Below are 22725 nucleotides of genomic sequence, written 5' to 3' on the forward strand. Positions count from 1 at the left end.
TCCGCTCGGGCATTCGTCGTCGCCTTAGCGACCGCCCTGGCACTCAGCAGCGCGAACGTGGCCGGCACCCCGGCCTTCGCGCAGGAGGACCCCGCCCTGGCAGCCCTCACCCAGGTGGTCCCCGAGATCGTCGAAGAGGCCAAGACCGCCCCGCCCACCGAGATCCCCGACGGCGACGTCCAGAAGCCCTTCGCCGTCGCGACGGACCCCGACCGCACCCTGGTCGCGACCGTGAGCGAGACCGACATCGGCATCGGCATGCCGGAGGCCGCGGGCAACGGCAACCAGCCGCTGCCCGGCCTGGTCACCTACGCCGCCAAGCAGCCCAGCGTCGCCTTCGCCCACCAGCGCACCGGCCAGATCGCCCGGGCGCTGACCATCATCAAGGACGCCTCGGCGCCCACCGAGTACCGCTTCCCGATCTCCGCCCCCGAGGGCAGCATGCTGGAGGTCGAGGACGACGACGGCACCGTCCTGATCTACCAGGACGACTTCTACATCGGTGAGATCGACCTTCCGTGGGCCAAGGACGCCAACGGCAACGCGGTCCCGACCTCGTACCGGGTGGAGGGCATGACGCTCATCCAGACGGTCAGCCACGCGGGCGCCGCCTACCCCGTGGTCGCCGACCCCGCACTCAAGCTGCAGTGCGAGTGGTGGAAGGCCATGTGCCGGCTCATCTTCTCGAAGAAGCTCACCAAGAAGATCTACGGCGCCTGGTTCGTCGCCGGCGTCGCCGGCGCCATCGAGGCGATGAAGGGCGCCTGCGACAAGCTCAAGGGCAAGGCCAAACTGATCTGCAAGATCGCCTACACGGCGGGCGGCGCCTCGGCCATCTACAAGGTCCGGGAAGCCGCCAACAAGAACCAGTGCTTCGCGGTCAGGTTCCAGGCTCCGGGCATCGTCTGGTACGAGGTCCGCAAGAAGAGCTGCCAGAGCAAGTAGCCCCCGCACCATCCTGACGCCCCCGCCGACCCTGCGGGGGCGTCGCCGCAGGAGAATCGGCGGGGTCGCGGTGGTTACCGTACGTCATCGTGCGAATGAACCCTGGAAGACGGCAAACGTTTACGGATCATCCATGCAAGATCACCCGGATGGTCGCCGGTGATCTTTACGTTTGCGGCGTTTGTGCAATGCCCCCCACCGCACGTGGAAGGACATCCATGCGCATCTCCGCTCGGGCATTCGTCGTCGCCTTAGCGACCGCCCTGGCACTCAGCAGCGCGAACGTGGCCGGCACCCCGGCCTTCGCGCAGGAGGACCCCGCCCTGGCAGCCCTCACCCAGGTGGTCCCCGAGATCGTCGAAGAGGCCAAGACCGCCCCGCCCACCGAGATCCCCGACGGCGACGTCCAGAAGCCCTTCGCCGTCGCGACGGACCCCGACCGCACCCTGGTCGCGACCGTGAGCGAGACCGACATCGGCATCGGCATGCCGGAGGCCGCGGGCAACGGCAACCAGCCGCTGCCCGGCCTGGTCACCTACGCCGCCAAGCAGCCCAGCGTCGCCTTCGCCCACCAGCGCACCGGCCAGATCGCCCGGGCGCTGACCATCATCAAGGACGCCTCGGCGCCGACGGAGTACCGCTTCCCGATCTCCGCGCCCGAGGGGAGCATGCTGGAGGTCGAGGAGGACGACGGCACCGTCCTGATCTACAACAACGACTTCTACCTCGCCGAGATCGACCTTCCGTGGGCCAAGGACGCCAGCGGCAACGCAGTGCCGACCTCGTACCGGGTGGAGGGCATGACGCTCATCCAGACGGTCAGCCACGCGGGCGCCGCCTACCCCGTGGTCGCCGACCCCGCACTCAAGCTGCAGTGCGAATGGTGGAAGGCCATGTGCCGGGTGATCTTCTCGAAGAAGCTCACCAAGAAGATCCACAACGCCTGGCTGTACGTCGGGGCGGCCGCCGCGACCGAGGCGGTCAAGGCCGCCTGCGACAAGGCCAAGGGCAAGATCAAGGTGGCCTGCAGGGCGATCATCGTCGCGGGCGTCGCACAGTACATCTACAAGATCAGGGAAGCCGCCAGGAAGAACCAGTGCTTCGCGATCCGCATCCAGATGCCCGGACCCATCTTCTGGGGTGAGGTCCGCAAGAAGAGCTGCCAGAGCAAGTAGCCCCCGCACCATCCTGACGCCCCCGCCGATCCGGCGGGGGCGTCGCCCTACGCGCACACCTCCCGGAGTACCCATGCCTGCCATCACGCCACGGGCCCTCGCCGGTGGCCTCGCCCTCCTGCTTCTCCCCCTGGCCGCGCCCCCGGCACCCGCCGCCGCCGAACCGCCGACCCCGGCCGCCGTCCCCAGCGCCGCCGCGTCGAAGCCGGGAGACGACCCGAGCGCCCCCGCCAGCCTCGCGGCCGAGCCGAGCGCGCCCGACGAGGCCTCCGCCCGGCTGTCCGCCCGCCTGACGGGCCGGCGCGTCGAGGTCGCGGACGCCCGTACCGAGACCACCACCACCTACGCCAACCCGGACGGAACGCTCACGGTCGATTCCTTCGCGGGCCCTGTCAGGTTCCGCCGCGACGGCGAATGGGCCCCGGTGGACATCTCGCTCACCAAGGCTCCGTCGGGCGAGATCGTGACCCGGGGCCACGGCCGGGCGCTCAGGCTCGGCGGCGGACGCTCCGGGGTGTCCCGGCAGACGTCGTCCGCGCCGACCGACCTGATCACGATCGGCGAGGGCGCCGCCAAGGTGACCATGCAGTGGAAGGGCGCGCTGCCCGCACCGCGCCTGTCCGGCGAGACGGCCACGTACCCGGACGTCATGCCGGGCGCCGACCTGGTCGTCACCGCCACCAGGACGGGCGCCGAGCAGTTCCTGCTGCTCAAGTCCCGCCCGACCGCGCCGCTGACGTACGCGCTGGGGCTGAAGGCGCCGGGCCTTACGCCGCGCCAGGCCGCCGACGGCGGCGTGGAGCTGGTCGACGCCAAGGGCAAGGTCGCCGTCACCATCCCCGCGCCGGTCATGTGGGACGCCACCAAGCACCCGGTCTCCGGCGAGCACCTGCGCCGCGCCCCCGTGGACATGAAGGTCTCCGGCCGGGACCTCGTCCTCACCCCGGACCCGGCCTTCCTGAACGACCCGGCCACGACGTATCCCGTCACCGTGGACCCGTCGCTCAACCTGGGCCAGGTCTTCGACACGTTCGTGCAGGAGGGCTACGGCACCGACCAGTCGGGCGCCACCGAGCTCAAGATCGGCAACAACGGCAGCGGCCAGGTCGCCCGGTCGTTCATCACGTGGAAGACCCCCGGCATCGCGGGCAAGAAGATCCTCTCGGCCACGCTGAAGCTCTGGAACTACCACTCCTGGTCCTGCAGCGCCCGCTCGTGGGAGGTCTGGTCGGCTGATCGCGCCACGACGGCGTCGCGCTGGCCGGGCCCGCACTCGGCCGCCAAGTACGCCTCCTCCAGCGAGACGAAGGGCTACGGCAGCGGCTGCGCCGACGGCTGGGTCACCGCCAACGTCACCACGCTGGTGCAGCACTATGCCACCCAGGGCTGGAAGGAGTCCGGCATGGGCCTGCGGGCCGCCAGCGAGTCGGACGAGTACGCCTGGAAGCGGTTCCACTCGGGCAACGCCTCGTCGAAGGTGCCGGTCATCTCGGTGACGTACAACTCCTACCCGAGCGCCCCGGTCTCCACCTGGGTCTCGCCGTTCACCGAGTACGACGGCACCCTCTGGACCAACACGCTCACCCCGCAGCTGCGCAACCACGTGCGCGACCCCGACGGCGGGAACGTGCGCGGCCTGTTCGACGTGTACGCGGGCTCCACGCTGCTGATCGACAACCTCTACGGCGGCTACGTGGCCAGCAACGGCTTCTCCGGCGCGAATGTGCCTGCCGGCAAGCTCGCGAACGCCAAGACGTACACGATCCGGTCGTGGGCCAACGACGGCTCCCTGACCTCGAAGGCGTACCAGTCGAGGGCGTTCTCCGTCGACACCGCCAAGCCGCCCGCGCCCAAGGTGGCCTCCGCGGACTACCCGAACGACGGCGGCTGGCACGGCGACGCCGGCAAGGCGGGCACGTTCACGCTCACCCCGGCGAACACCGACACCGGCTGGATCGCGTACAAGCTCGACAACAGCGCCACCACGAAGGTGCTCAGCACCGGCGCGGCCGTCACCGCCAAGCTGACGCCGCCCACGACCGGCGCGCACACCCTCAGCGTCCACACCATCGACAAGGCAGGCAACGCCTCACCGGTCACCGCGTACACCTTCAACGTGGGCTCCGGTGCGGCCGTGGCCTCGCTCGTCGCTCCCGCGGACGGGCTGCGCAGCACCGGCAGGGTGCCGCTCGCGGTGACGGGCACGGCCTTCACCCAGGCCAGGTTCCAGTACCGGCGCTCCGAGACCGGCACCTGGGCGGACCTGCCGGTCGCGAACGTCACCGGCGCCGACGGCAAGCCGCTCACCGCCTGGCCCGTGGCGGCCCCCAACGGGGTGTCCGGGCTGGTCTGGGACGCCGCGACCCACCTCGGCGACGCCGCGGTCCAGGTGCGCGCGCTCGTCTCGGGCTCGTCCGGGACCACGGTGGAGTCCCACCCGGTCGAGGTCGTCGTGGACCGCCGCGCCATCCGGGCCGCCACCAGCCAGGTCGGTCCGGGCGTGCTGAACCTGCTCACCGGCGACTACCGCCTCCAGACCGCCACGGGCGGCTCCTTCGGCCTGACGCTCACTCGCACGGCCTCCTCGCGCGACCCCGGCACCGCGTGGTCGCCCGCGCTGACCGTGCTCAAGGAGACCTCGCCCACCTCCGTCGAGCTCACCCGGGCCGACGGCGCACCGGTGCAGTTCACCAAGACCAAGGACGGCTGGAAACCGGAGGCCGGCGCCGAGGACCTGACCCTCACCGGCACGTACACGCTCACCGACTCTCGCGGCGAGGTCACCGCCTTCACCAAACAGGGGGACGTCTACATACCCGCCGGGCACGCCTACGAGCAGGGCCTCCCCAAGTCGATCACCCGGTCGGGACACACGCTGGAGCTCGGCTACGACGCCGCCGGCCGCCTGGCCACCGTCTCACTCAAGGGAGCGGTGATCGCCCAGTACGGCTACGACGGCGCGGGCCGGCTCTCCGAGGCGTGGGACCCGCGGATCAGCCCGCCGCTGAAGACGGTCTACGGGTACGACTCCGCCGGCCGCGTCACCACGCTCACCCCGCCCGGCGAGCTGCCGTGGACCTTCGGCTACGAGGCGGACGGCCGCCTGCGCTCGCTCACCCGCGCCACGCTCAAGCCCGGCACCGCCGACCAGGTCGCCGGCGAGGCGAAGACCACGATCGTCTACAACGTGCCGCTCACCAAGGCGGGCGGCGGCCCGGCGGACGTCACGGCCCCGCACGTGACCGCCTGGGGCCAGGCCACGGCGCCCGTCACGGCCACGGCGGTCCACCCGCCGGGCTCCACGAACCGCCCCACCGTGACCTACCTGGACGCATCGGGCCGTGCGGTCAACGTGCTGACCCCCGGCGGGCACCTGTCCGCCACCGACTACGACCGGTTCGGCCACGCGGTGCGGGTGCTCACCGCCGCGAACAGGGAGCTGTCGCAGCGGCCGACGACCGACTTCCGGCTCGCCGAGCTGGCCATCACCGGCTACAGCCCCGACGAGCGCGCCGAGCTGCTGTCCACCCGCTCGGTCTACGACGCCTCCGGCCGCCGCAAACTGGAGGAGCTGAGCCCGGTCCACATCGTGAACCTGGAGTCCGACGTGGACGGCCTGGGGATCGGGTACGCCATCGGCGCCAGGACCCGCACCGTCAGCACGTACGACGAGGGACGGCCGGCCTCCGCGACGGCCCGCGACCTGCCGACCACCGTCAAGACCGGCGCCGTGATCGTCGGGCGCGAGTCCAAGCCGGACGTGGACGTCAGGACCACCGCCACCACCTACGACTGGGCCACCGGCCGCCGGCTCAGGACGGTCCGCGACCCCGGCGGCAGGACGGTCACCGCCGACACCGCCGCACCCGTCCTCTACTCGGCGACCGGCAGCGCCCCGTGCGGCGGGCGGCCCGAATGGGCAGGCCTGGTGTGCCAGGACGGCGGGCGGACGTACACCTACTACACCGCCTCCGGCCTGCCGCACACCGTGACCGAGGCAGGCACGGTCACCACGATCAAGCGCGACCAGGCCGGCCGGCCCATCGCGACCCAGTCCGGCGGGGAGGCCGAGATCGGCATCGGCTACAGCCCGGCCACCGGCCGGCCCACCGAGCGGTGGCGCGGCACGGAGAAGGTCGTGACGGCCTACGACCGGCTGGGCCGGGTCATCTCCCACACCGACGCGGACGGCGGCCAGACCCGCACCGACTACGACGACCTCGACCGCCCGGTCAAGGTCGCGGACTCGGCCCCGTCCACCAGGGTTTACGCCTACGACCACGCGGCCGAGCCGCGCGGCCTGCCCACCTCGGTCACCGACTCGGTCGCGGGCACCTTCACCGCCCGCTACGACGCCGATGGCCGCCAGATCGAGGGCGATCTGCCGGGCGGGCTGCACGTGCAGTCCCCGTACGACGAGCGCGGGCAGAACTACGCCCAGATCTACACCCGGGACGGGCTGGAGGCCCCGGTGATGATCGACCAGGTCGGCCGGAACGCCCACGGGCAGGAGCTGCTGCGCATGCGCACCGACGCCATGACCGAGCGGCAGCTCGGCTACGACAAGGCGGGCCTGCTCGCCTCGGCGCTGGAGATGGCGTTCCCGCTGTGCACGCTGCGCCGCTACGGCCACGACGGCGCGGGCAACCGGGTCCGGCTGGCCGTGCAGGCGTCGGACGAGGACTGCCCGGTGGCCGACGACTCCGCCGCGAGCGTCACGACGTACGCCTACACCTCCGACGGCAGGCTGACCGGCGAGGGCTACGGCTACGACCCGGCGGGCCGCACCACCTCGCTGCCGGGCGGGCGCACCGTCGGCTACTTCGCCGACGGCCTACCGGCCAAGCAGACCTCCGGCGATCGGAGCCTGACCTGGAAGCGCGACCCGGCGGGCCGGATCCGGTCGGAGACCACCGAGGCAGGGGCGGTCACCGTCCACCACTACGGCTCCGACGGCGACCGGCCCTCCTGGGCCGCCCAGAACGGCGCGGTCGTCCGTCACGTGGCCGGCGTCGGCGGCAACCTGGCCGCGCTCACGGACGCGACCGGATCGGTGCGCGTCCAGCTGCTCACCGTCGAGGGGGACGTGGGCACCGAGCTGGAGCTCGACAGCGGCCTGGCCACCGTGGTCGGGTACGACGAGTTCGGCGTGCCCTCCCAGCCGCGCCGGTACGGCCGGCTCGGCGGCGCGTTGCACCCGACCACGCTGGACGGGACGGTCCTGGTGTCGGGCCGCCTGTACGACCCGTCGCTCGGCCGCTTCCTCCAGCGGCCGTACTGAGCCGGCGCGATCCCGCCTGGGTCTCCCAGGCGGGGTCACCGGTCAGATCCCCGTCTGGTACGTCATGGTCTGGAGGAGTGCGGGACGATCAGCCCGTCCCATTCGTCCTCGCCGAGCTCGCGCAGGATCGCCTTCATCCGTTCCGCAGGGAGAATCCCCTGGGCGGCAGGAGGACGCCCAGGGGATTGGCGGAACACTCAGGCGCACGTGTACCCGGAGGGCGTCTGAGTGTTCCCGTTCGGACGGCTGGCCTGGAACCCGAAGGTGGTGCCGGTGTTCGGGGCCAGGGTGCCGTTGTGGCCCGCGTTCCTGGCGGTGACGGTCTGCCCGCTCACCGACACGGAGGCGTTCCACGAGCCGGTCAGCGTGTGCCCGGCGGGCAGGGTGAAGGTGACCGTCCAGCCGCTCATGCTGGACGTGCCGGTGTTGGTGACGGTCACCGGCTGGACGACGTACCCGTTGTTCCACTGCGTCTGCACGGTGCCGGCGGCCGTGCACCCGCCGCCGCCTTGGCCCGCTGTCGTGGTGAAGGTGACGAGCGGCGAGTTGGCCGACAGGTTCCCGGCCCCGTCCCGTGCCCGCACGTACACCTGGTACTGGGTCTCGGGGCTCAGGCCGGTCAGCGTGATCGAGTTCGTGGTGCTCTGGCCGAGCGGGTCCGTGGCGCCCTGCTCGCGGTAGACGTTGTATCCGGCCAGCCCGCTGCCGCCCGAGTCGGTGGAGGCGGTCCAGGTCAGGCCGGCGGAGTTGGAGGTGACGTTGCCCGCCACGGGCGTGCCGGGCGTGGTCGGCGGCGTGGTGTCGGTGGTCGTGCCACCGGCGAGCGCGTCGTGCACGGCGTTGTACGACGACTTCGGCTGGTAGTTCTCGTCGTAGATCAACGCGGCGCCCTGGCCCTGGAAGGTGTCCGGCACCCAGGAGTACTTGTCGGTGAAGCCCCAGATGGTGACCCCGGCGCAGGCGGTCACGTTCAGGCAGGCGTTGACGACGTTGCGGTAGTAGGTGGCCTGCGTGGCGTCCTTGCTCGCGTCCCTGGGCATCTGCATGCGCACATCGAGCTCGGTGATCCGGACCTGGACGCCGAGGTCGGCGAAGCGCTGCAGGTTCTGCTGGAGGTCGTTGGGGAAGCCGTACTGGATGGCGAGGTGCCCCTGGAAGCCCACGCAGTCGACGGGCACGCCCTGCTGCCGCAGCGACGAGACCAGGTTGTACATCGCGGTGCTCTTGGCGTTGATCCCCTCGACGTTGTAGTCGTTGATGCACAGCCGCGCGTTGGAGTCGGCGGCGCGGGCGGCGCGGAAGGCGTCGGCGATGTAGCTCTGGCCGAGCGTGTTGTACCAGAACGAGGTACGCAGGTTGCCGTTGTCGTCGAAGACCTCGTTCACCACGTCCCACGAGACCACGGTCGCGTTGCTGGCGTAGCGGCCGACGACCTGGCTGATGTGGTTCTGCATGGCCGAGCGCATCGCGGTGGCGCTGAGGCCCTGCACCCAGCCAGGCGTCTGGTTGTGCCACACCAGCGTGTGGCCGTGGACCTGCTGGTTGTTCTGGGTGGCGAAGTTGACGATGGCGTCGGCGCCGGAGAAGTTGAACTGGCCCTGGCTGGGCTCGGTGGCGTCCCACTTCATCGCGTTCTCGGCGGTGACCTGGCTGAACTCGGTGGCCGCGATGTTGCGGTAGGAGGTCTCATTGGACAGCGGGCTGGTGGCGAGCGCCGCACCGATGAACTTGCCCCGGGCGGACGCGTGCGTACGCAGGGGCGACGACGCGTCGGCCGAGGTGGCGGGCAGGAGGAAGGCTAAGAGCGTCCCCACCAAGGTGAGGACTCTGACGAGCGAGGACGACAGCACAGGCATCTACCTCCGGAGGCAGGCACTCGATCCGAAAGTTTCGATCCCTCTGGATCGCATCGCAGACGCTATTGACATGCAAGTGAAGGGTCAATGCAGATCTCGAGCAGCCCTTAAAGCAGCAGCTGGGAGCCAGAAACTATCGGCACTCAAATGAAACTTTCACGGAGCTTGATCGAAATCCCCGCCTCGGAGACATTGGTGGCAGTCACCGCGAGAAGGGCGGCGCCGATGCCGGACCGGGCTCATCCCGCCGGAGTGGAGCCGCCCCCGGGGAGCACCTGTTTCTCCGCCCTAGCGCGACGTACCTACCGGTCGGTACTGTGATTTATCCAGAATAATCGTCCACCGCGGGAGTTCTGCGCAATGTCCCTTTCGCACGACCAGGTCCAGGCCCAGCTCACCGGCCCCGGCCAGCTCTTCGAGATCGAGGAGATCGGCGACACCGGGGTACGCACGTGGAAGCACGCACCCACCCATTTCCGGGCCCTGCTGGAGATGAGCAGGTTCCACGGCGAGAAGGTCTTCCTCGTGTACGAGGACGAGCACGTCACGTTCGAGGACCACTTCCGCCGCGCCGCCACGCTCGCCAACCGGCTGGTCGACGACTACGGCGTGCGCAAGGGCGACCGGGTGGCTGTGGCCATGCGCAACTACCCGGAATGGGTGATCTCGTTCTCGGCGGTGCTGGCGGCCGGGGCCGTCGCCGTACCGCTCAACGCCTGGTGGACGGAGGCCGAGCTGGCCTACGGCGTGAGCGACTCCGGCGCGAAGGTGCTGATCGCCGACGGCGAGCGGGCCGCGCGGCTGGCCTCGGCGGGCGTGCCGATGATCGTCACCAGGGGCGAGGCGCCGGCGGGGGCGCGCGCGTTCGACGAGATCATGGGCGAGGTCACGGCCGACGTGCAGCTCCCCGCCGTGGAGCTGTCCCCCGAGGACCCGGCCACGATCTTCTACACCTCCGGGACGACCGGCAGCCCCAAGGGCGCGCTCGGCAGCCACCGCAACCTCGGCCAGTCCCCCATGACCGTGGCGTACGGGCTCATGCGCGCGGTCGCGCTGGCGGGCAAGGACCTCGCGGCGGCGGCCGGGACGCGCCGGGTCACGCTGCTGACCGTGCCGCTGTTCCACGTCACGGGCTGCTTCTCGGCCATGACCACGACGATGTTCGGCGGCGGCGGCATGGTGCTCATGTACAAATGGGACCCCGAGCAGGCGCTGCGCCTGATCGAGCGCGAGCAGGTCTCCACCATGATCGGCGTGCCGACCAACGCCTGGCAGCTCATGTCCCACCCCGACTTCGGCAAGTACGACCTGTCGTCCCTGACCACCCTCGGGTACGGCGGCGCCCCCGCCCCGCCCAAGCTGCTGGAGCGCATCACCGAGAACCTCCCCAACCGCGCCCCCTCCAACGGCTACGGCATGACGGAGACGACCGCCCTGGCCATCGGCAACGGCGGCGCCGACTACCACGCCAGGCCGGAGAGCATCGGCCTGCCCTCGCCCGTGGTGGACGTGCGCGTGGTGGACCCCATGGGCGCCGAACTGCCGCCCGGCGAGGTCGGCGAGCTGTGCGTACGCGGCCCGAACGTCATCCTCGGCTACTGGAACAAGCCGGAGGCGACGGCGGAGACCTTCATCGACGGGTGGGTGCACACCGGCGACCTGGCCAAGATCGACGACGAGGGCTTCGTCTACATCGTGGACCGGGCCAAGGACATGGTGATCAGGGGCGGTGAGAACGTCTACTGCGCCGAGGTCGAGGCGGCGCTGTTCGAGCACCCGGCGGTCGACGACGCGGCCGTGATCGGGGTGCCGGACGACGAGCTGGGCGAGGAGGTCGGGGCGGTCATCCGCGTCGCCCCTGGCACGTCGGTCACGGTGGAGGAGCTCCAGTCGTTCCTGGCGGACCGGATCGCCAAGTTCAAGATCCCGGTCCACGTCTGGTTCCGCGAGGGCGAGCTGCCCCGCAACCCCGGCGGCAAGATCCTCAAGACGCACCTGCGCCGGGAGATCCTCGGAAAGACTTGATCAGGCTCCCCGGCGCCTCCTGATCATGGTCTTCCCCGCCGGGGGCGACAAGGCCGTCACGTGTCGCAAGCCGACCGGACGACGGTGACCGCCGTCACATTCTGAGCGCGTTACCCCTGGTCGATCCGGGGGTCTCCGCCCTTGCTTACCTCGCGCGTAATCGCGGCCCCTACGCCGTTGCTGACATCTTTCACATGTCGCAACAAGACATCGAAGGAGCCCGATATGACCGCCGTTACCGTCACTGCCGACAAGGCCAAGTTCCTGCGTCTCGCGCTGGCCGCCGATGCCGTCGTCACCGGCGGCAACGGGCTGGTCTACCTGGCCTTCGCCGGTCCCGTCGGCGACCTCCTCGGCGCGGACGCCGCCCTGCTGCGCGGGATCGGCGTCTTCCTGCTCGTGTACGGCGCCGCGGTCGGCCTGCTGGCCGGACGCCGCGCGATCAGCCCGGCGGCCACCAAGGCCGTGATCGCCCTGAACATCATCTGGACCCTGGGCAGCGTCGCGGCCGTCGTCACCGGGGCCCTGGACCTCACCATGGTCGGCGCGATCTGGGCCATCGCCCAGGCCCTGGCCGTCGCCGGGTTCGCCGAGCTGCAGATCATGGGCCTGCGCAAGGCCCGCAACCAGTGACATCAAAGGGGATGACCATGGACACCACTCTCATCGAACGCTACGTCGCCGCCTGGAACGAGACCGACGCCGACGCCCGCGCCAAGGCCGTGGCCGAGCTGTGGACCGAGGACGCCACCTACACCGACCCCCTGGCCGACGTCGCCGGGCACGCGGGGATCGCCGCGGTGATCGAAGGGGCGCAGGGCATGTTCCCCGGCCTCGTGTTCACCCCGGGCGAGGTGTACGACGCCCACCACCACCTCGCCAGGTTCACCTGGCACCTCGGCCCCGCGGGCGGGGAGCCGGTCGCGGTCGGCTTCGACGTGGTGGAGCTGGCCGAGGACGGCAGGATCCGCAAGGTCCTGGGCTTCCTGGACAAGGTCCCTGCCTGACCCGCCGCATCCGGCCCCGGGTTTCCCGGGGCCATCGGCATGTGCCGGCGAAAACGATTTGCCCCGGCCACGGCCTCCGCCCGACAATCTAACTTCGTGCCCGATCGACTAAAGCGCCTCCTTCGTCACGTTTCCATCGACCTGAGCCCGCTACGTGATTCGCGCGACTATCGCCTGCTGTTCGCGTCCGGGGTCATCACGATGTTCGGCACGTTCATCTCCCTGGTGGCGGTGCCGTATCAGATGAAGGAGCTGACGGGCTCCTATCTGGCGGTCGGGCTGGTGAGCCTGGCGGAGTTCGTGCCCATGGTGGTGTGCGGCCTGTGGGGCGGCGCCATCGCCGACGCCCTCGACCGTCGCAAGATCATCGTACTGAGTGAGCTGGGCCTCCTGATCACCTCGGCCGCGCTCATGGTCAACGCCCTGCTGCCGAATCCCCAGATCTGGGTCCTGTACGTGATGGGCGCCGTCTCCACCGGCATCGCCTGCCTGCAGCGCCCCAGCATGGAGGCGGTGTTCCAGCAGGTCGTCAAGCACGAGCAGCAGGGCGCGGCGGCGGTGCTGTCGAGCCTGCGCTGGAACTTCGGCGCCATCGTGGCTCCGGCCCTGGGCGGGCTGCTGGTGACCACGTTCGGGGCGGCGGTGGCCTACGGGGTGGACGCGGTGACGTTCGTGCTGTCGCTGGCGCTGCTGTGGCGGATCAGATCCCTGCCGCCCACCGAGGACGCCGCCCCCGCGTCGCTGAAGTCGCTGGTCGAGGGCGTGCGGTACGCGGTGGGGCGGAGTGACCTGATGGGGACGTACCTGGTGGACATCGCCGCCATGGTGTTCGCGATGGCGACGGCCCTGTTCCCGTTCCTGGCCGACGAGCTGCGCGCACCGCACCTGCTCGGGCTGCTGTATTCGGCCGGCGCGGTGGGCGCCCTGATCGCCTCACTCACCGGCTCCTGGGCGGTCCGGGTGCAGCGGCAGGGCCTGGGGGTGATCGTCGCGGCGGCGCTGTGGGGCGTGGCGGTGTCGCTGACCGCGCTGGCCCCGAACGTCTGGGTGGTCCTCGTCTGCATCGCACTGGCAGGCGCGGCCGACATGGTCAGCGGCATCTTCCGCATGACGATGTGGAACCAGACGATCCCGCGGGAGCTGCGGGGGCGGCTGGCGGGCATCGAGCTCCTGTCGTACGCCAGCGGTCCCATGCTGGGCAACGCCAGGGCCAGCCTGATGGCCAACTTCGGCGGCACTCGCTTCTCGCTGGGCGCGGGCGGCTTGCTCTGCGTCGCCGCGGTGCTCGCGCTGGGCGCGGCCCTTCCGAAGTTCCGCCGCTACGACGCGCGGACGGACGAGCACGCCCTGGCGGAGAAGGCCCGCAGGGAGATGGCCACCTAAGCCCGGCCTTCCATCTTCGCGAACACCCGCAACGCCTCGGCGTCGGAGTAGACGCTCGTCACGTACTCCTCCACCCACTCCTTGATCCCCTCGAACCCGCTCTCGGCGACCAGCCGCTCCCCCACCCGGGCGGCGTCGAGCGGCGTCCACCGTAGGCTGACCGCCCCGCTCTCCCCATCCAGCAACGCCCAGTGCGCCGCCCCGCCCCTCCCGTACGGCATCCCGACCGACCCCGGGTTGACGATGAGCACCCGATCGGCCAGCCGCACGAACGGCATGTGCGTGTTCCCCAGCACCACGGTCTCGGCCGTCTCCCCCGCCAGCACCTCGCTCCACCGCTCCAGCGAGCTGTCGACCAGGATCACCTCCTCGTCACTGCGCGGCGTGCCGTGCACGAACAACGTCGCCCCCAGCCGCCCGAGCTCAACGACCTGCCGCGCCGGCAACCCGGCCAGCAACTCGACCTGATCGCCCCGCAACCGCTCCCCCGCCCACTGGGTGACCGCACGAGGGCTCTTGTTCCCTCGCGCCACCTCCACCAGCTCCCTGTCGGCGTTGCCATTGACCCACAGCGCCCGCCCTGCGAGCGCCACGAGCACATCCAAAGTCTCAACCGGCATCGGCCCCGCCGCCATGTCCCCGGTGAGCACGATGAGGTCGGCGGCGGCCACGTCAGGCTCGGCCAGCACGGCTTCGAGCGCGGGCAGCACTCCATGAACATCGGACAACACGGCAACACGCATGCCGCCACTCTCTCCCGATCCAGGCCCCACTGGGAGAGCCGTTCGCGACCAACGAACACCTCCGCGTGTATGCGCATTCACTCGGCGTGAACGGATTAGATTGGTAGCGTTGAACCATGACTGCGACTGCCGAAGCGGAGACCGTTGAGATGACGCCTCCACCCTCACTCCCCGACTGGGTCTTCCCACCACCGGAAGGCTTCGTCGCAGAAGATCTCGATCACATTCCGGATTTGCCTGCGCACACAGAGTTGATTGATGGAAGCTTGGTCTTCGTGAGCCCCCAGAGATACTTCCATCAGGCGGTCATCCGCCGGCTGTGTAACAAGCTGGAAGACCTGGCGCCTGCAGATCACGAAGTCGTACAGGAGATGAGCGTCAAGCTGGCTCCGCAGCAGCGTCCAGAGCCTGACCTCGTCGTCGTGGGACCCGACGCGGTGATCGGCGATGATGTCAGCTGTTTCAAGGGCGAGGACGTGGTCCTCGCCGTCGAAGTGGTCTCACCGGACTCCGAGGTACGCGACAGAAAGCGCAAGCCTGTCCTCTACGCAGAGGCGGGGATTCCCCACTTCTGGCTGATCGAGAAGATCAACGGCAAGCCGGTTGTTCACGTCTACGAGCTCGATCTCGTCACGAAGTCCTACGTCGTCACCGGTGTCCATCACGACAGGTTGAAGGTATCGGTACCCTTCGACATCGACATCGACCTCACCACGCTCAACAAGAGCAGAACACGATAAGGGCGGCTCAGCCCGCCTCCCACCACCCCTCATACTGCTCCACCAACTCATCCACCTTGGCCAGCGCATCGCGGTCGAGCCCTTCAACGACGACCAGCCACTGCGCGTCCTCAGCGTCGTCCTCCCCGGCGAGCGTCTCCCGCACCACCCCCGGCACTCCGAGCTGCGGAAACCACTCGCCCAGCGTCTCAGCGACCTCCTCGGCGTCTGCACGCTCGCCGAACACCAGCAACTGCCTCATGCAGTCGCATTCTGCCAGCCGACCACGCACACGCTGAATCGAACACCCTACGCACATCCCGTTACGGCCGCTAACGCGAAAGGGCTGGTACGGCGTGCGCCGTGCCAGCCCTTCGCAACCGGCTCAGCCGCTCCGCAGCTGAGCTCCCACGCGATCGGCCGCCATCGCCACCGCCGCATCCCGCGCCGCCGTAGTCTCCTCCACCGTCAACGTACGGTCGGCCGCACGGAACCGCATCGAGTAGGCGAGCGACTTGTTTCCCTCGCCCACCTGCTCCCCGGCATAGACGTCGAACAGCCGGATCGACTCCAGCAGTTCCCCTGCCCCGTCGCGCAGCGCCGTCTCCACGTCCGCCACCGGCGTGAAGTCGGGCACGATCAGGGCGACGTCCTGCGTGGCCACCGGATAGGCGGACACCGGAGGCGTCTCGACGGGCCCCGGCATGACCGCCTCGAGCCGCGTCAGCTCCAGCTCCATGGCAGCCGTGCGCGGCGGCAGCCCGTACGCCTCGATCACCCGCGGATGCAGCTCGCCCGCATGCCCCACGAGCGTGTCGCCGACGTAGAGGGCGGCGCACCGCCCGGGGTGCCAGGGCTCGTGCTGGTCGGCGCTGATGGACAGCTCCAGCCGCGACTCGGCCGCCACCAGCCGCGCGGCCTGCACCGCGTCGGCCCATGAAGCCTGCCGGCCGCCGCCCCACCAGCCGGACCGCTCGAACTCGCCGGCCAGCACGACCGCGACCCGCAGCGGCTGGTCGGGCAGCGAAGCCTCGATCGAGGCCAGCTCGTCGAGGGTCGGCCTGCGCTCGACGCCGAGCACCGGCGCGACGTCGGGGGCGTTCTCGCGAGGCCGGTAGACCGATCCCGTCTCGAACAGGGCGACGTCCGCGAACCCGCGCCCGACGTTGCGGACCAGGGTCTTGAGCAGCCCCGGCAGCAGCGTGGTGCGCATCAGCGGCTCGTCCTCCGACAGCGGGTTGGCCAGGCGCATCGCCCGGCGCCGCGCGTCCTCGGCCGGCAGCAGCAGCCGGTCGAAGTCGTCGGGGCTGATGAACGGGTAGCTGAGCACCTCGACGAAGCCGCCCTCGGCCAGTGCCCGGCCGACCCGCCTGTACAGCCGCTGCCTCTCGGTGAGCCCGGCGCCCGCCGGGGCGGCGGGCAGCAGCGAGGGCAGGCTCTCGTAGCCCTGTAGCCGGATGACCTCTTCGGCCAGGTCGTTGGGGTCGGTGAGGTCGGGCCGCCACGACGGCGGCGTCACCGTGATCATGTCGTCGCCGGTGACGGCCAGCCTGGCCGCCATGGCGCCGCCGGTCACGACCCCGGTCGGGTCGACGCCGCCCTCGCGGACGGCCGGGTCGGTGCCGTCGACCACGACGCACCCGATCTGCTCCAGCCGGGTGACCACGGTGTCCTTCGAGTATGTGACACCGGCCACCGTCGCCGGGTAGCCCGACGGGATCGCGATGCGCGCGGGCGACACCTCGACCTCGGCGTGCGTGACCCCGGGCTGGATGCTCGCCCCGCCCAGCTCGGCCAGCAACCGCACGGCCCGCCACGATGCGACGAGCGGCAGCTCCCGGTCGACGCCGCGCTCGAACCGCTTGGACGCCTCCGACACCAGCCCGTGCCTGCGCGACTCGCGCGAGATGCCGGTGGCGGAGAAGTGTGCGGCTTCGATGACGATGTCGGTCGAGCCGTCGGAGATCTCGGTCTCCAGCCCGCCCATGGTGCCGGCCATCGAGATCGGGCCCGACTGGTCGGTGATGAGGATGTCGTCGGGGTCGAGCTCGCGTACGACGTGGTCGAGCGTCTCCAGGCGCTCGCCCGCCACGGCCCGGCGTACGACGATCTCGCCGGTCAGCTTGTCGCGGTCGAACGCGTGCAGCGGCTGCCCGAGCTCCAGCATCAGGTAGTTGGTGATGTCGACGGCCATCGACACCGGCCGCATGCCGGCCCGCGTGAGGCGTACCCGCATCCAGAGCGGGCTCTGGGCGGCGGGGTCGAAGCCGGTGACCTCGCGCAGCACGAACCGGTCGCAGGCGGTCGGGTCGGCGATCGAGGCCGGCCACGACGGCCCGGTCTCCGCGGGCAGCTCGGCGGAGCTCGCGTCGGCGGGGTCGCGGAAAGCCACCCCGAAGGCGGTCGCCGCCTCGCGCGCCACGCCCCTGATCGACAGGGCGTAACCGATGTCGGGCGTGATCTCCAGCTCGATCACGTCGTCGCGCAGGCCGAGCAGCTCGACCACGTCGGCGCCGATGGGCGTGTCCGCGGGCAGCACCATGATGCCGGCCTGCTCGTCGCTCAGCCCGAGCTCGCGCTCGGAGCAGATCATGCCCTCGGACATCCGCCCGTACGTCTTGCGCGCGCCGACCTCGAACCCGCCCGGCAGCACACCACCGGGCAGCACGACGGGCACGCGGTCGCCGGCCGCGAAGTTCGTGGCGCCGCAGACGATCTCGCGCGGCGCGGCCTCGCCCGTCTCGACCTTGCAGTGCCTGATCGGCTTCTTGAAACCGGTCAGCTCCTCGATCTCGAGCACCTCGCCGACGACGACGTTCTTGACGTCGTGGCCGTGCGAGATGATCGACTCGAGCTTGAGCCCGGCCGCGGTGAGCTTGTCGGCCACCTCGTGGGCGGTGACCGCCGGGAGATCGACATACTCCCGCAGCCAGGAGAGCGGGACCTTCATCAGATCTCCATTCCGAACGGGAGCGTGAAGCGCACGTCTCCTTCGACCATGTCACGCATGTCCTCGGCGTTGTGGCGGAACATCAGCGTCCGCTCGATGCCCATGCCGAACGCGAACCCGGAGTAGCGCGACGGGTCCACGCCGCACGCGACCAGCACGCGCGGGTTGACCATGCCGCAGCCGCCCCACTCGATCCAGCCCTCCGACTTGCAGGTGCGGCAGGGCGGGTTGCCGGGGATCGCCGAGGCGCCGCGGCAGACGAAGCACTTGAGGTCCATCTCGGCGGACGGCTCGGTGAACGGGAAGTAGTTGGGCCGGAACCGCGTCGTGATGCCCTTGCCGAACATGACCTCGGCGAACCGGTCGAGCGTGCCCTTGAGGTGGGCCATCGTCAGGCCCTCGTCCACGGCCAGCCCCTCGGTCTGGTGGAAGACCGGGGTGTGGGTGGCGTCGAGCTCGTCGGTGCGGAACGTCTTGCCCGGCGAGATCACGTAGACCGGCAGCTCGCGCTGGAGCAGCGCGCGGATCTGCACGGGCGAGGTCTGCGTGCGCAGCACCATGCCCGACTCGGTGGACCCGACGAAGAACGTGTCGTGCTCGGAGCGGGCCGGGTGGTCCTTGGCGATGTTGAGCGCGTCGAAGTTGAACCACTCGCCTTCGAGCTCGGGCCCCTCGGCCACCTCGTAGCCCATGGCGACGAAGGCGTCGGCGATGCGCTCCTGCAGCGTGGTCAGCGGGTGGCGGGCGCCGCGCGGCCGCCGGTCCCAGGGCAGGGTGACGTCGACGGTCTCCTCGACGAGCACCCGCGCGTCGCGCTCGGCCTCCAGCTCCGCCTGGCGTGCGGCCAGCGCCTCGTTGATCGCTCTGCGGGCGCCGCCGACGCGCTTGCCCGCCTCGGCGCGGGCGGCGGGCGGCAGGGCGCCGATCTCGCGGTTGGCCAGGGCGATGGGCGAGCGGTCGCCCGCGTGCGCCAGCCTGGCCTGCTTGAGTGCGTCGAGGCTGTCGGCCGCCTTGATCGCCGCGATGGCGTCGGCCTCCATGCGGGACAGCTCGTCGGCATGCAACGGTGTCACCTCGACGGGGTCGTAGTCAGACAAGAGTGAGCTCCGTATCCAGGGCTTGAGCGGAAAAGAGTCTAGTGGGACCCGCCCACCGGGCCCGAATCGCGCGCCCGGCTCCGTGCGGCGGACTACACAGCAGCGGAGACGGCGAAGTCGGGTGTGCCGGTGGGCACGGTAAATCGGAACTCCGCCCCGCCCTCGGGCGCCCGCTCCACGGTGATTGTCCCGCCGTGCGCCTCGACCAGGCCCTTGACGATGAACAGGCCGAGCCCGGTGCCGCCGCGCCTGCGGCTGTTGCCGCCCCGCCAGAACTGCCTGAAGACGCGCGGAGCCAGCTCGGGCTCGATGCCCTCGCCCTCGTCGCGCACCGACACGGCAACTCCCCATCCGACGGACTCGATCTCAATTGTCACAGTGCCGCGCCCGTGGCGCAGCGCGTTTTCCACCAGGTTACCCAGAATCTGGTCGACTTTGTCCTGGTCGAGCCACGTCTCCGGCAGGTCGTCGTCGGCGATCAGGCGGAAGCGCTCCTCCGTCTCGCCCGCCGCGACCCGGCCCGCGATGAGCCTGCGCGCCCTGGCCGGCAGGTCGACGACCTGGCGGCGCACCTCCAGCCGCCCCGACTCGATGCGCGAGACGTCGAGCAGCTCGGTGATGAGCCTGGTGACGCGGTCGGCGTCGTTGTTGACCGTCTCGAGCATCACGCGTTTCTGCTCGTCGGTGAAGCGCGTCCATTTGGCCAGCAGCGTCGCGGTGAACCCCTTGACGCTGGTCAGCGGCGAGCGCAGCTCGTGGGCCACGGTGGAGACCAGGTCGGCGCGGCTGCGCTCCAGCCTGGCGCGGGCGCCGCCGTCGCGCAGGGTGATCGTCACGCGCTCGACCTCGCCACCGCGCTCGGGCTCGCGTACGAGCCGCGCGGCGACGTAGAGCTCCTGCCCGCCCGGCAGGTGCAGCGGCCGCTCCGGCGCCCGGCTCCGGGTACGCAGCCCGCCCTCGGGGTCGAGCGCCTTCCACCAGTCGCGCCCGTCGTGGTCGCGGAAGGGGAACACGTCGTTCATGTGCCTGCCGACGGCGCGCTCCATGGCGACGCCGGTGAGCCGGGCCGCCGCCCGGTTGACGGACAGCACGCAGCCATATCGGTCGGTCACGATCAGGCCGTCGGGAAGGTCGTCGATGGCTATCGTGCACGCGGCGGCCACAATTTGCCCGTCGGTTTCTGCGCCGTGCACGACCCCGCCTCCTCCGCCTACAACGCCGACAATAGCGGGTTTCCAGCCGCCTAGGACACTCGCTGCGCCCTAGCGGAGGAGTAAAGGCATACCGCCGCCGCAGTGGCCAGGTTGAGACTTTCAGCCTGTCCGTAGATGGGCACTCTGACCACATCGTCCGCCTCGGCGAGTATCTCCTCCGGCAGTCCCCAGGCCTCGTTTCCGAAGATCCACGCGGTGGGACCCGACAGGTCGACGTCGTCGAGCGTGTGCTTGCCCGCGCCGTCGGCCGCCAGCACGCGCAAGCCGCGCTCCTTCAGTTGACGCACGGCGGCGCCCACCGGTGCACCGATGACGACGGGCAGATGAAACAGGCTGCCGGCGCTGGCGCGTACGCACTTGCCGTTGTACGGATCCACGGAGGCGTCGGTGAAGACCACCGCGTCGGCGCCGGCGGCGTCGGCGGCGCGCATGACGGTGCCGGCGTTGCCCGGGTCGCGCACGTGCGCGAGCAGCGCGACCAGGCGGGGCTCGCCGGTCAGGGCCTCGTCGAGGGGCACGTGCACGAGCCGGCAGACCGCCAGCAGCCCCTGCGGGGTCACGGTCTGGGACAGCTCGGCCATGACCTCGCCGCTGGCGCGGTGCACGGGCACGCCCTTGAGCGTGGCCTCGGTGATCAACTCGGGGTGGCGCAGCTCGGCCTCCGCCGTGCTGAACAGCTCCAGGGTGACGCCGTCGAGCCTGAGCGCCTCGCGTACCGCCTGCGGGCCCTCGGCCAGGAACTTGCGGTCCTGCTCCCTGAAGGCGCGCTTGGTGAGCCGCCTGGCCGCCTTCACCCGCGGCGACCTCACGTTGGTCAGCTCGGACCCCGCCATGCTCTCCCCTTGAATATCAGGAACACAACAAAGGGCCCACCGCCATCGGTGGGCCCCTCGATCAAAGGCAATTGCTTCAGCTCGCGGCCGGAGCGTTCACGTTCGCCGGGAGCGCCTTCTTGGCGGCCTCGACGAGCGTGGCAAAGGTCTGGCTGTCGTTCACCGCGATGTCAGCGAGGATCTTGCGGTCGACCTCGATGTTGGCCAGTCGCAGACCCTGGATCAGGCGGTTGTAGGTCATGCCGTTCTGACGGGCGGCGGCGTTGATCCGCTGGATCCACAGACGGCGGAACGCACCCTTACGGTCCTTGCGGTCCCGGTAGGCGTACGTCATCGAGTGGAGCATCTGCTCCTTGGCCTTGCGGTAAAGCCGCGACCGCTGGCCACGGTAACCGCTCGCCCTCTCGAGGACGACCTTGCGCTTCTTCTTGGCGTTGAGCGCCCGCTTCACGCGTGCCATGATTCTTCTCCCCGGGGGTTCGCGCTACTTGGCGAGCAGTTTCTTGATCTTCTTGGAGTCGGCGTCGGAAAGGACGACCTCGTTCTTGAGACGGCGCGTCAGCGTGGACGACTTCCACTCGTTGTAGTGCGCGCGATTGGCCCGGCGACGCTTGATCTTGCCAGTGCCGGTGATCCGGAACCGCTTTTTCGCACCGCTGTGCGTCTTCATCTTCGGCATGTCGCCGTCTCTCCTCGTTTCGGTCGTGCCGGTGGCCGGGCCGGTGCTGGCCGACCCGGTCGCGGCGTCTTTCGTCTGCCTGTGGCTGCTGGGGCGCGTTGTAAGGCTAACCCCAACCGCGGGTCATCCTTCCTGTAGGGAAGTCTCCTCGCCGCCACGCTGTGCCTTGGCTGCGGCCTTTTCGGCCTTGGCCTCAGCCTTCTTCTTGTGCGGACCGATCACCATGATCATGTTACGGCCGTCCTGCTTGGCGTGGGACTCCACGAAGCCGAGCTCCTGGACGTCGTCCGCGAGGCGCTGCAGCAGGCGGAAGCCGAGCTCCGGCCGGGACTGCTCGCGTCCGCGGAACATGATCGTGACTTTGACCTTGTCCCCCGCCTTGAGGAACCGCACCACGTGACCCTTCTTGGTCTCGTAGTCGTGCGGGTCGATCTTCGGCCGGAGCTTGATCTCCTTGATGATCGTGTGCGCCTGATTCTTGCGCGCCTCGCGCGCCTTCATCGCGGACTCGTACTTGAACTTGCCGTAGTCCATGAGCTTGCACACGGGCGGTCGAGCCGTGGCCGCGACCTCGACGAGGTCGAGGTCGGCCTCCTGGGCGAGCTTCAGCGCGTCGTGAATGGAGACGATGCCGACCTGCTCGCCGTTCGGGCCCACGAGGCGAACCTCGGGAACTCGGATACGCTCGTTGATGCGGGGCTCAGTGCTGATGGGGCCTCCTAGGTTTGCGATCCCTACGTGCTCGTCGTGCCGAGGCCTCCCGCGCTGAACGCGAAAAACCCCGCACGTCGCGCATGCGGGGCCACTGAGCTCTGTGG

17 protein-coding genes and 1 pseudogene are annotated in these 22725 nt (G+C 70.1%); 8 read left to right on the forward strand and 10 right to left on the reverse strand.

The window, feature by feature from the left end; all coding sequences use genetic code 11:
- The 3 genes and pseudogenes from EJK15_RS11570 to EJK15_RS11580 form a co-directional block, all read left to right on the forward strand.
- A pseudogene (locus EJK15_RS11570) lies at positions 1-945 on the forward strand (hypothetical protein); the annotation flags it as partial.
- Positions 946-1163: 218 nt separating this feature from the next.
- Complete coding sequence (locus EJK15_RS11575; protein WP_138710386.1) at positions 1164-2120, forward strand: hypothetical protein; 957 nt, start codon at positions 1164-1166, stop codon at positions 2118-2120.
- 73 nt (positions 2121-2193) lie between these two features.
- Positions 2194-7401, forward strand: coding sequence for a DNRLRE domain-containing protein (locus EJK15_RS11580; RefSeq protein WP_138710387.1), 5208 nt, complete (start codon positions 2194-2196; stop codon positions 7399-7401).
- Positions 7402-7598: 197 nt separating this feature from the next.
- Here the strand turns inward: EJK15_RS11580 and EJK15_RS11585 are convergent, their stop codons facing one another.
- Positions 7599-9257, reverse strand: a complete 1659-nt coding sequence (locus tag EJK15_RS11585; protein ID WP_171074244.1) for an endo-1,4-beta-xylanase — start codon at positions 9255-9257, stop codon at positions 7599-7601.
- A gap of 360 nt (positions 9258-9617) precedes the next feature.
- Between EJK15_RS11585 and EJK15_RS11590 the strand changes: the two genes are divergently transcribed.
- From EJK15_RS11590 to EJK15_RS11605, 4 genes are all read left to right on the forward strand, one after another.
- Complete coding sequence (locus EJK15_RS11590) at positions 9618-11282, forward strand: class I adenylate-forming enzyme family protein (RefSeq protein WP_138710388.1); 1665 nt, start codon at positions 9618-9620, stop codon at positions 11280-11282.
- Between the two features lie 225 nt (positions 11283-11507).
- Positions 11508-11915: a hypothetical protein gene (locus EJK15_RS11595; protein ID WP_138710389.1), complete on the forward strand. Its 408-nt coding sequence runs from the start codon at positions 11508-11510 to the stop codon at positions 11913-11915.
- A gap of 17 nt (positions 11916-11932) precedes the next feature.
- Positions 11933-12289: a nuclear transport factor 2 family protein gene (locus EJK15_RS11600; protein WP_240776902.1), complete on the forward strand. Its 357-nt coding sequence runs from the start codon at positions 11933-11935 to the stop codon at positions 12287-12289.
- Between the two features lie 96 nt (positions 12290-12385).
- Entirely contained in the window at positions 12386-13672 is a 1287-nt protein-coding gene (locus tag EJK15_RS11605; RefSeq protein WP_206060798.1) for an MFS transporter, read from the forward strand.
- Here the strand turns inward: EJK15_RS11605 and EJK15_RS11610 are convergent.
- The gene (locus EJK15_RS11610; protein ID WP_138710392.1) at positions 13669-14415 is read right to left on the reverse strand and encodes a metallophosphoesterase family protein; all 747 of its coding nucleotides are present in this window, start codon (positions 14413-14415) and stop codon (positions 13669-13671) included. The two genes, EJK15_RS11605 and EJK15_RS11610, sit on opposite strands and share 4 nt — an antisense overlap.
- A gap of 116 nt (positions 14416-14531) precedes the next feature.
- Here EJK15_RS11610 and EJK15_RS11615 point away from each other — a divergent pair, with 116 nt between their 5' ends.
- Positions 14532-15155: a Uma2 family endonuclease gene (locus EJK15_RS11615; RefSeq protein ID WP_240776903.1), complete on the forward strand. Its 624-nt coding sequence runs from the start codon at positions 14532-14534 to the stop codon at positions 15153-15155.
- 7 nt (positions 15156-15162) lie between these two features.
- Here the strand turns inward: EJK15_RS11615 and EJK15_RS11620 are convergent, their stop codons facing one another.
- From EJK15_RS11620 to infC, 8 genes are all read right to left on the reverse strand, one after another.
- Positions 15163-15396, reverse strand: a complete 234-nt coding sequence (locus tag EJK15_RS11620) for a hypothetical protein (RefSeq protein WP_138710393.1) — start codon at positions 15394-15396, stop codon at positions 15163-15165.
- A gap of 123 nt (positions 15397-15519) precedes the next feature.
- Complete coding sequence (locus tag EJK15_RS11625; protein WP_138710394.1) at positions 15520-18084, reverse strand: phenylalanine--tRNA ligase subunit beta; 2565 nt, start codon at positions 18082-18084, stop codon at positions 15520-15522.
- Complete coding sequence (gene pheS / locus EJK15_RS11630) at positions 18084-19124, reverse strand: phenylalanine--tRNA ligase subunit alpha (protein WP_240776915.1); 1041 nt, start codon at positions 19122-19124, stop codon at positions 18084-18086. Before pheS ends, EJK15_RS11625 begins: the two co-directional genes overlap by 1 nt.
- 149 nt (positions 19125-19273) lie before the next feature.
- Positions 19274-20374: a sensor histidine kinase gene (locus EJK15_RS11635; protein WP_138710396.1), complete on the reverse strand. Its 1101-nt coding sequence runs from the start codon at positions 20372-20374 to the stop codon at positions 19274-19276.
- A 50-nt stretch (positions 20375-20424) separates the two neighbouring features.
- Entirely contained in the window at positions 20425-21228 is an 804-nt protein-coding gene (locus EJK15_RS11640; protein ID WP_138710397.1) for a TrmH family RNA methyltransferase, read from the reverse strand.
- 76 nt (positions 21229-21304) lie between these two features.
- The gene (rplT, locus tag EJK15_RS11645) at positions 21305-21688 is read right to left on the reverse strand and encodes a 50S ribosomal protein L20 (protein WP_138710398.1); all 384 of its coding nucleotides are present in this window, start codon (positions 21686-21688) and stop codon (positions 21305-21307) included.
- Between the two features lie 24 nt (positions 21689-21712).
- Positions 21713-21907, reverse strand: a complete 195-nt coding sequence (rpmI, locus tag EJK15_RS11650; RefSeq protein ID WP_103958467.1) for a 50S ribosomal protein L35 — start codon at positions 21905-21907, stop codon at positions 21713-21715.
- Between the two features lie 123 nt (positions 21908-22030).
- Positions 22031-22639 carry a translation initiation factor IF-3 gene (gene infC, locus EJK15_RS11655; RefSeq protein WP_138710462.1) on the reverse strand — a complete coding sequence of 203 codons (609 nt, stop codon included), beginning with the start codon at positions 22637-22639 and terminating at the stop codon, positions 22031-22033.
- Between the last annotated feature and the right edge of the window lie 86 nt (positions 22640-22725).

The sequence above is a fragment of the Nonomuraea basaltis genome (genome assembly GCF_005893125.1).
Taxonomy (GTDB): Bacteria; Actinomycetota; Actinomycetes; order Streptosporangiales; family Streptosporangiaceae; genus Nonomuraea; species Nonomuraea basaltis.

Coding starts and splice junctions, on each gene's coding strand:
- EJK15_RS11575 (WP_138710386.1), top strand. CDS start 1,164: ATGCGCATCTCCGCTCGGGCATTCGTCGTCGCCTTAGCGACCGCCCTG.
- EJK15_RS11580 (WP_138710387.1), top strand. CDS start 2,194: ATGCCTGCCATCACGCCACGGGCCCTCGCCGGTGGCCTCGCCCTCCTG.
- EJK15_RS11585 (WP_171074244.1), bottom strand. CDS start 9,257: ATGCCTGTGCTGTCGTCCTCGCTCGTCAGAGTCCTCACCTTGGTGGGG.
- EJK15_RS11590 (WP_138710388.1), top strand. CDS start 9,618: ATGTCCCTTTCGCACGACCAGGTCCAGGCCCAGCTCACCGGCCCCGGC.
- EJK15_RS11595 (WP_138710389.1), top strand. CDS start 11,508: ATGACCGCCGTTACCGTCACTGCCGACAAGGCCAAGTTCCTGCGTCTC.
- EJK15_RS11600 (WP_240776902.1), top strand. CDS start 11,933: ATGGACACCACTCTCATCGAACGCTACGTCGCCGCCTGGAACGAGACC.
- EJK15_RS11610 (WP_138710392.1), bottom strand. CDS start 14,415: ATGCGTGTTGCCGTGTTGTCCGATGTTCATGGAGTGCTGCCCGCGCTC.
- EJK15_RS11615 (WP_240776903.1), top strand. CDS start 14,532: ATGACTGCGACTGCCGAAGCGGAGACCGTTGAGATGACGCCTCCACCC.
- EJK15_RS11620 (WP_138710393.1), bottom strand. CDS start 15,396: ATGAGGCAGTTGCTGGTGTTCGGCGAGCGTGCAGACGCCGAGGAGGTC.
- EJK15_RS11625 (WP_138710394.1), bottom strand. CDS start 18,084: ATGAAGGTCCCGCTCTCCTGGCTGCGGGAGTATGTCGATCTCCCGGCG.
- pheS (WP_240776915.1), bottom strand. CDS start 19,124: ATGGAGGCCGACGCCATCGCGGCGATCAAGGCGGCCGACAGCCTCGAC.
- EJK15_RS11640 (WP_138710397.1), bottom strand. CDS start 21,228: ATGGCGGGGTCCGAGCTGACCAACGTGAGGTCGCCGCGGGTGAAGGCG.
- rplT (WP_138710398.1), bottom strand. CDS start 21,688: ATGGCACGCGTGAAGCGGGCGCTCAACGCCAAGAAGAAGCGCAAGGTC.
- rpmI (WP_103958467.1), bottom strand. CDS start 21,907: ATGCCGAAGATGAAGACGCACAGCGGTGCGAAAAAGCGGTTCCGGATC.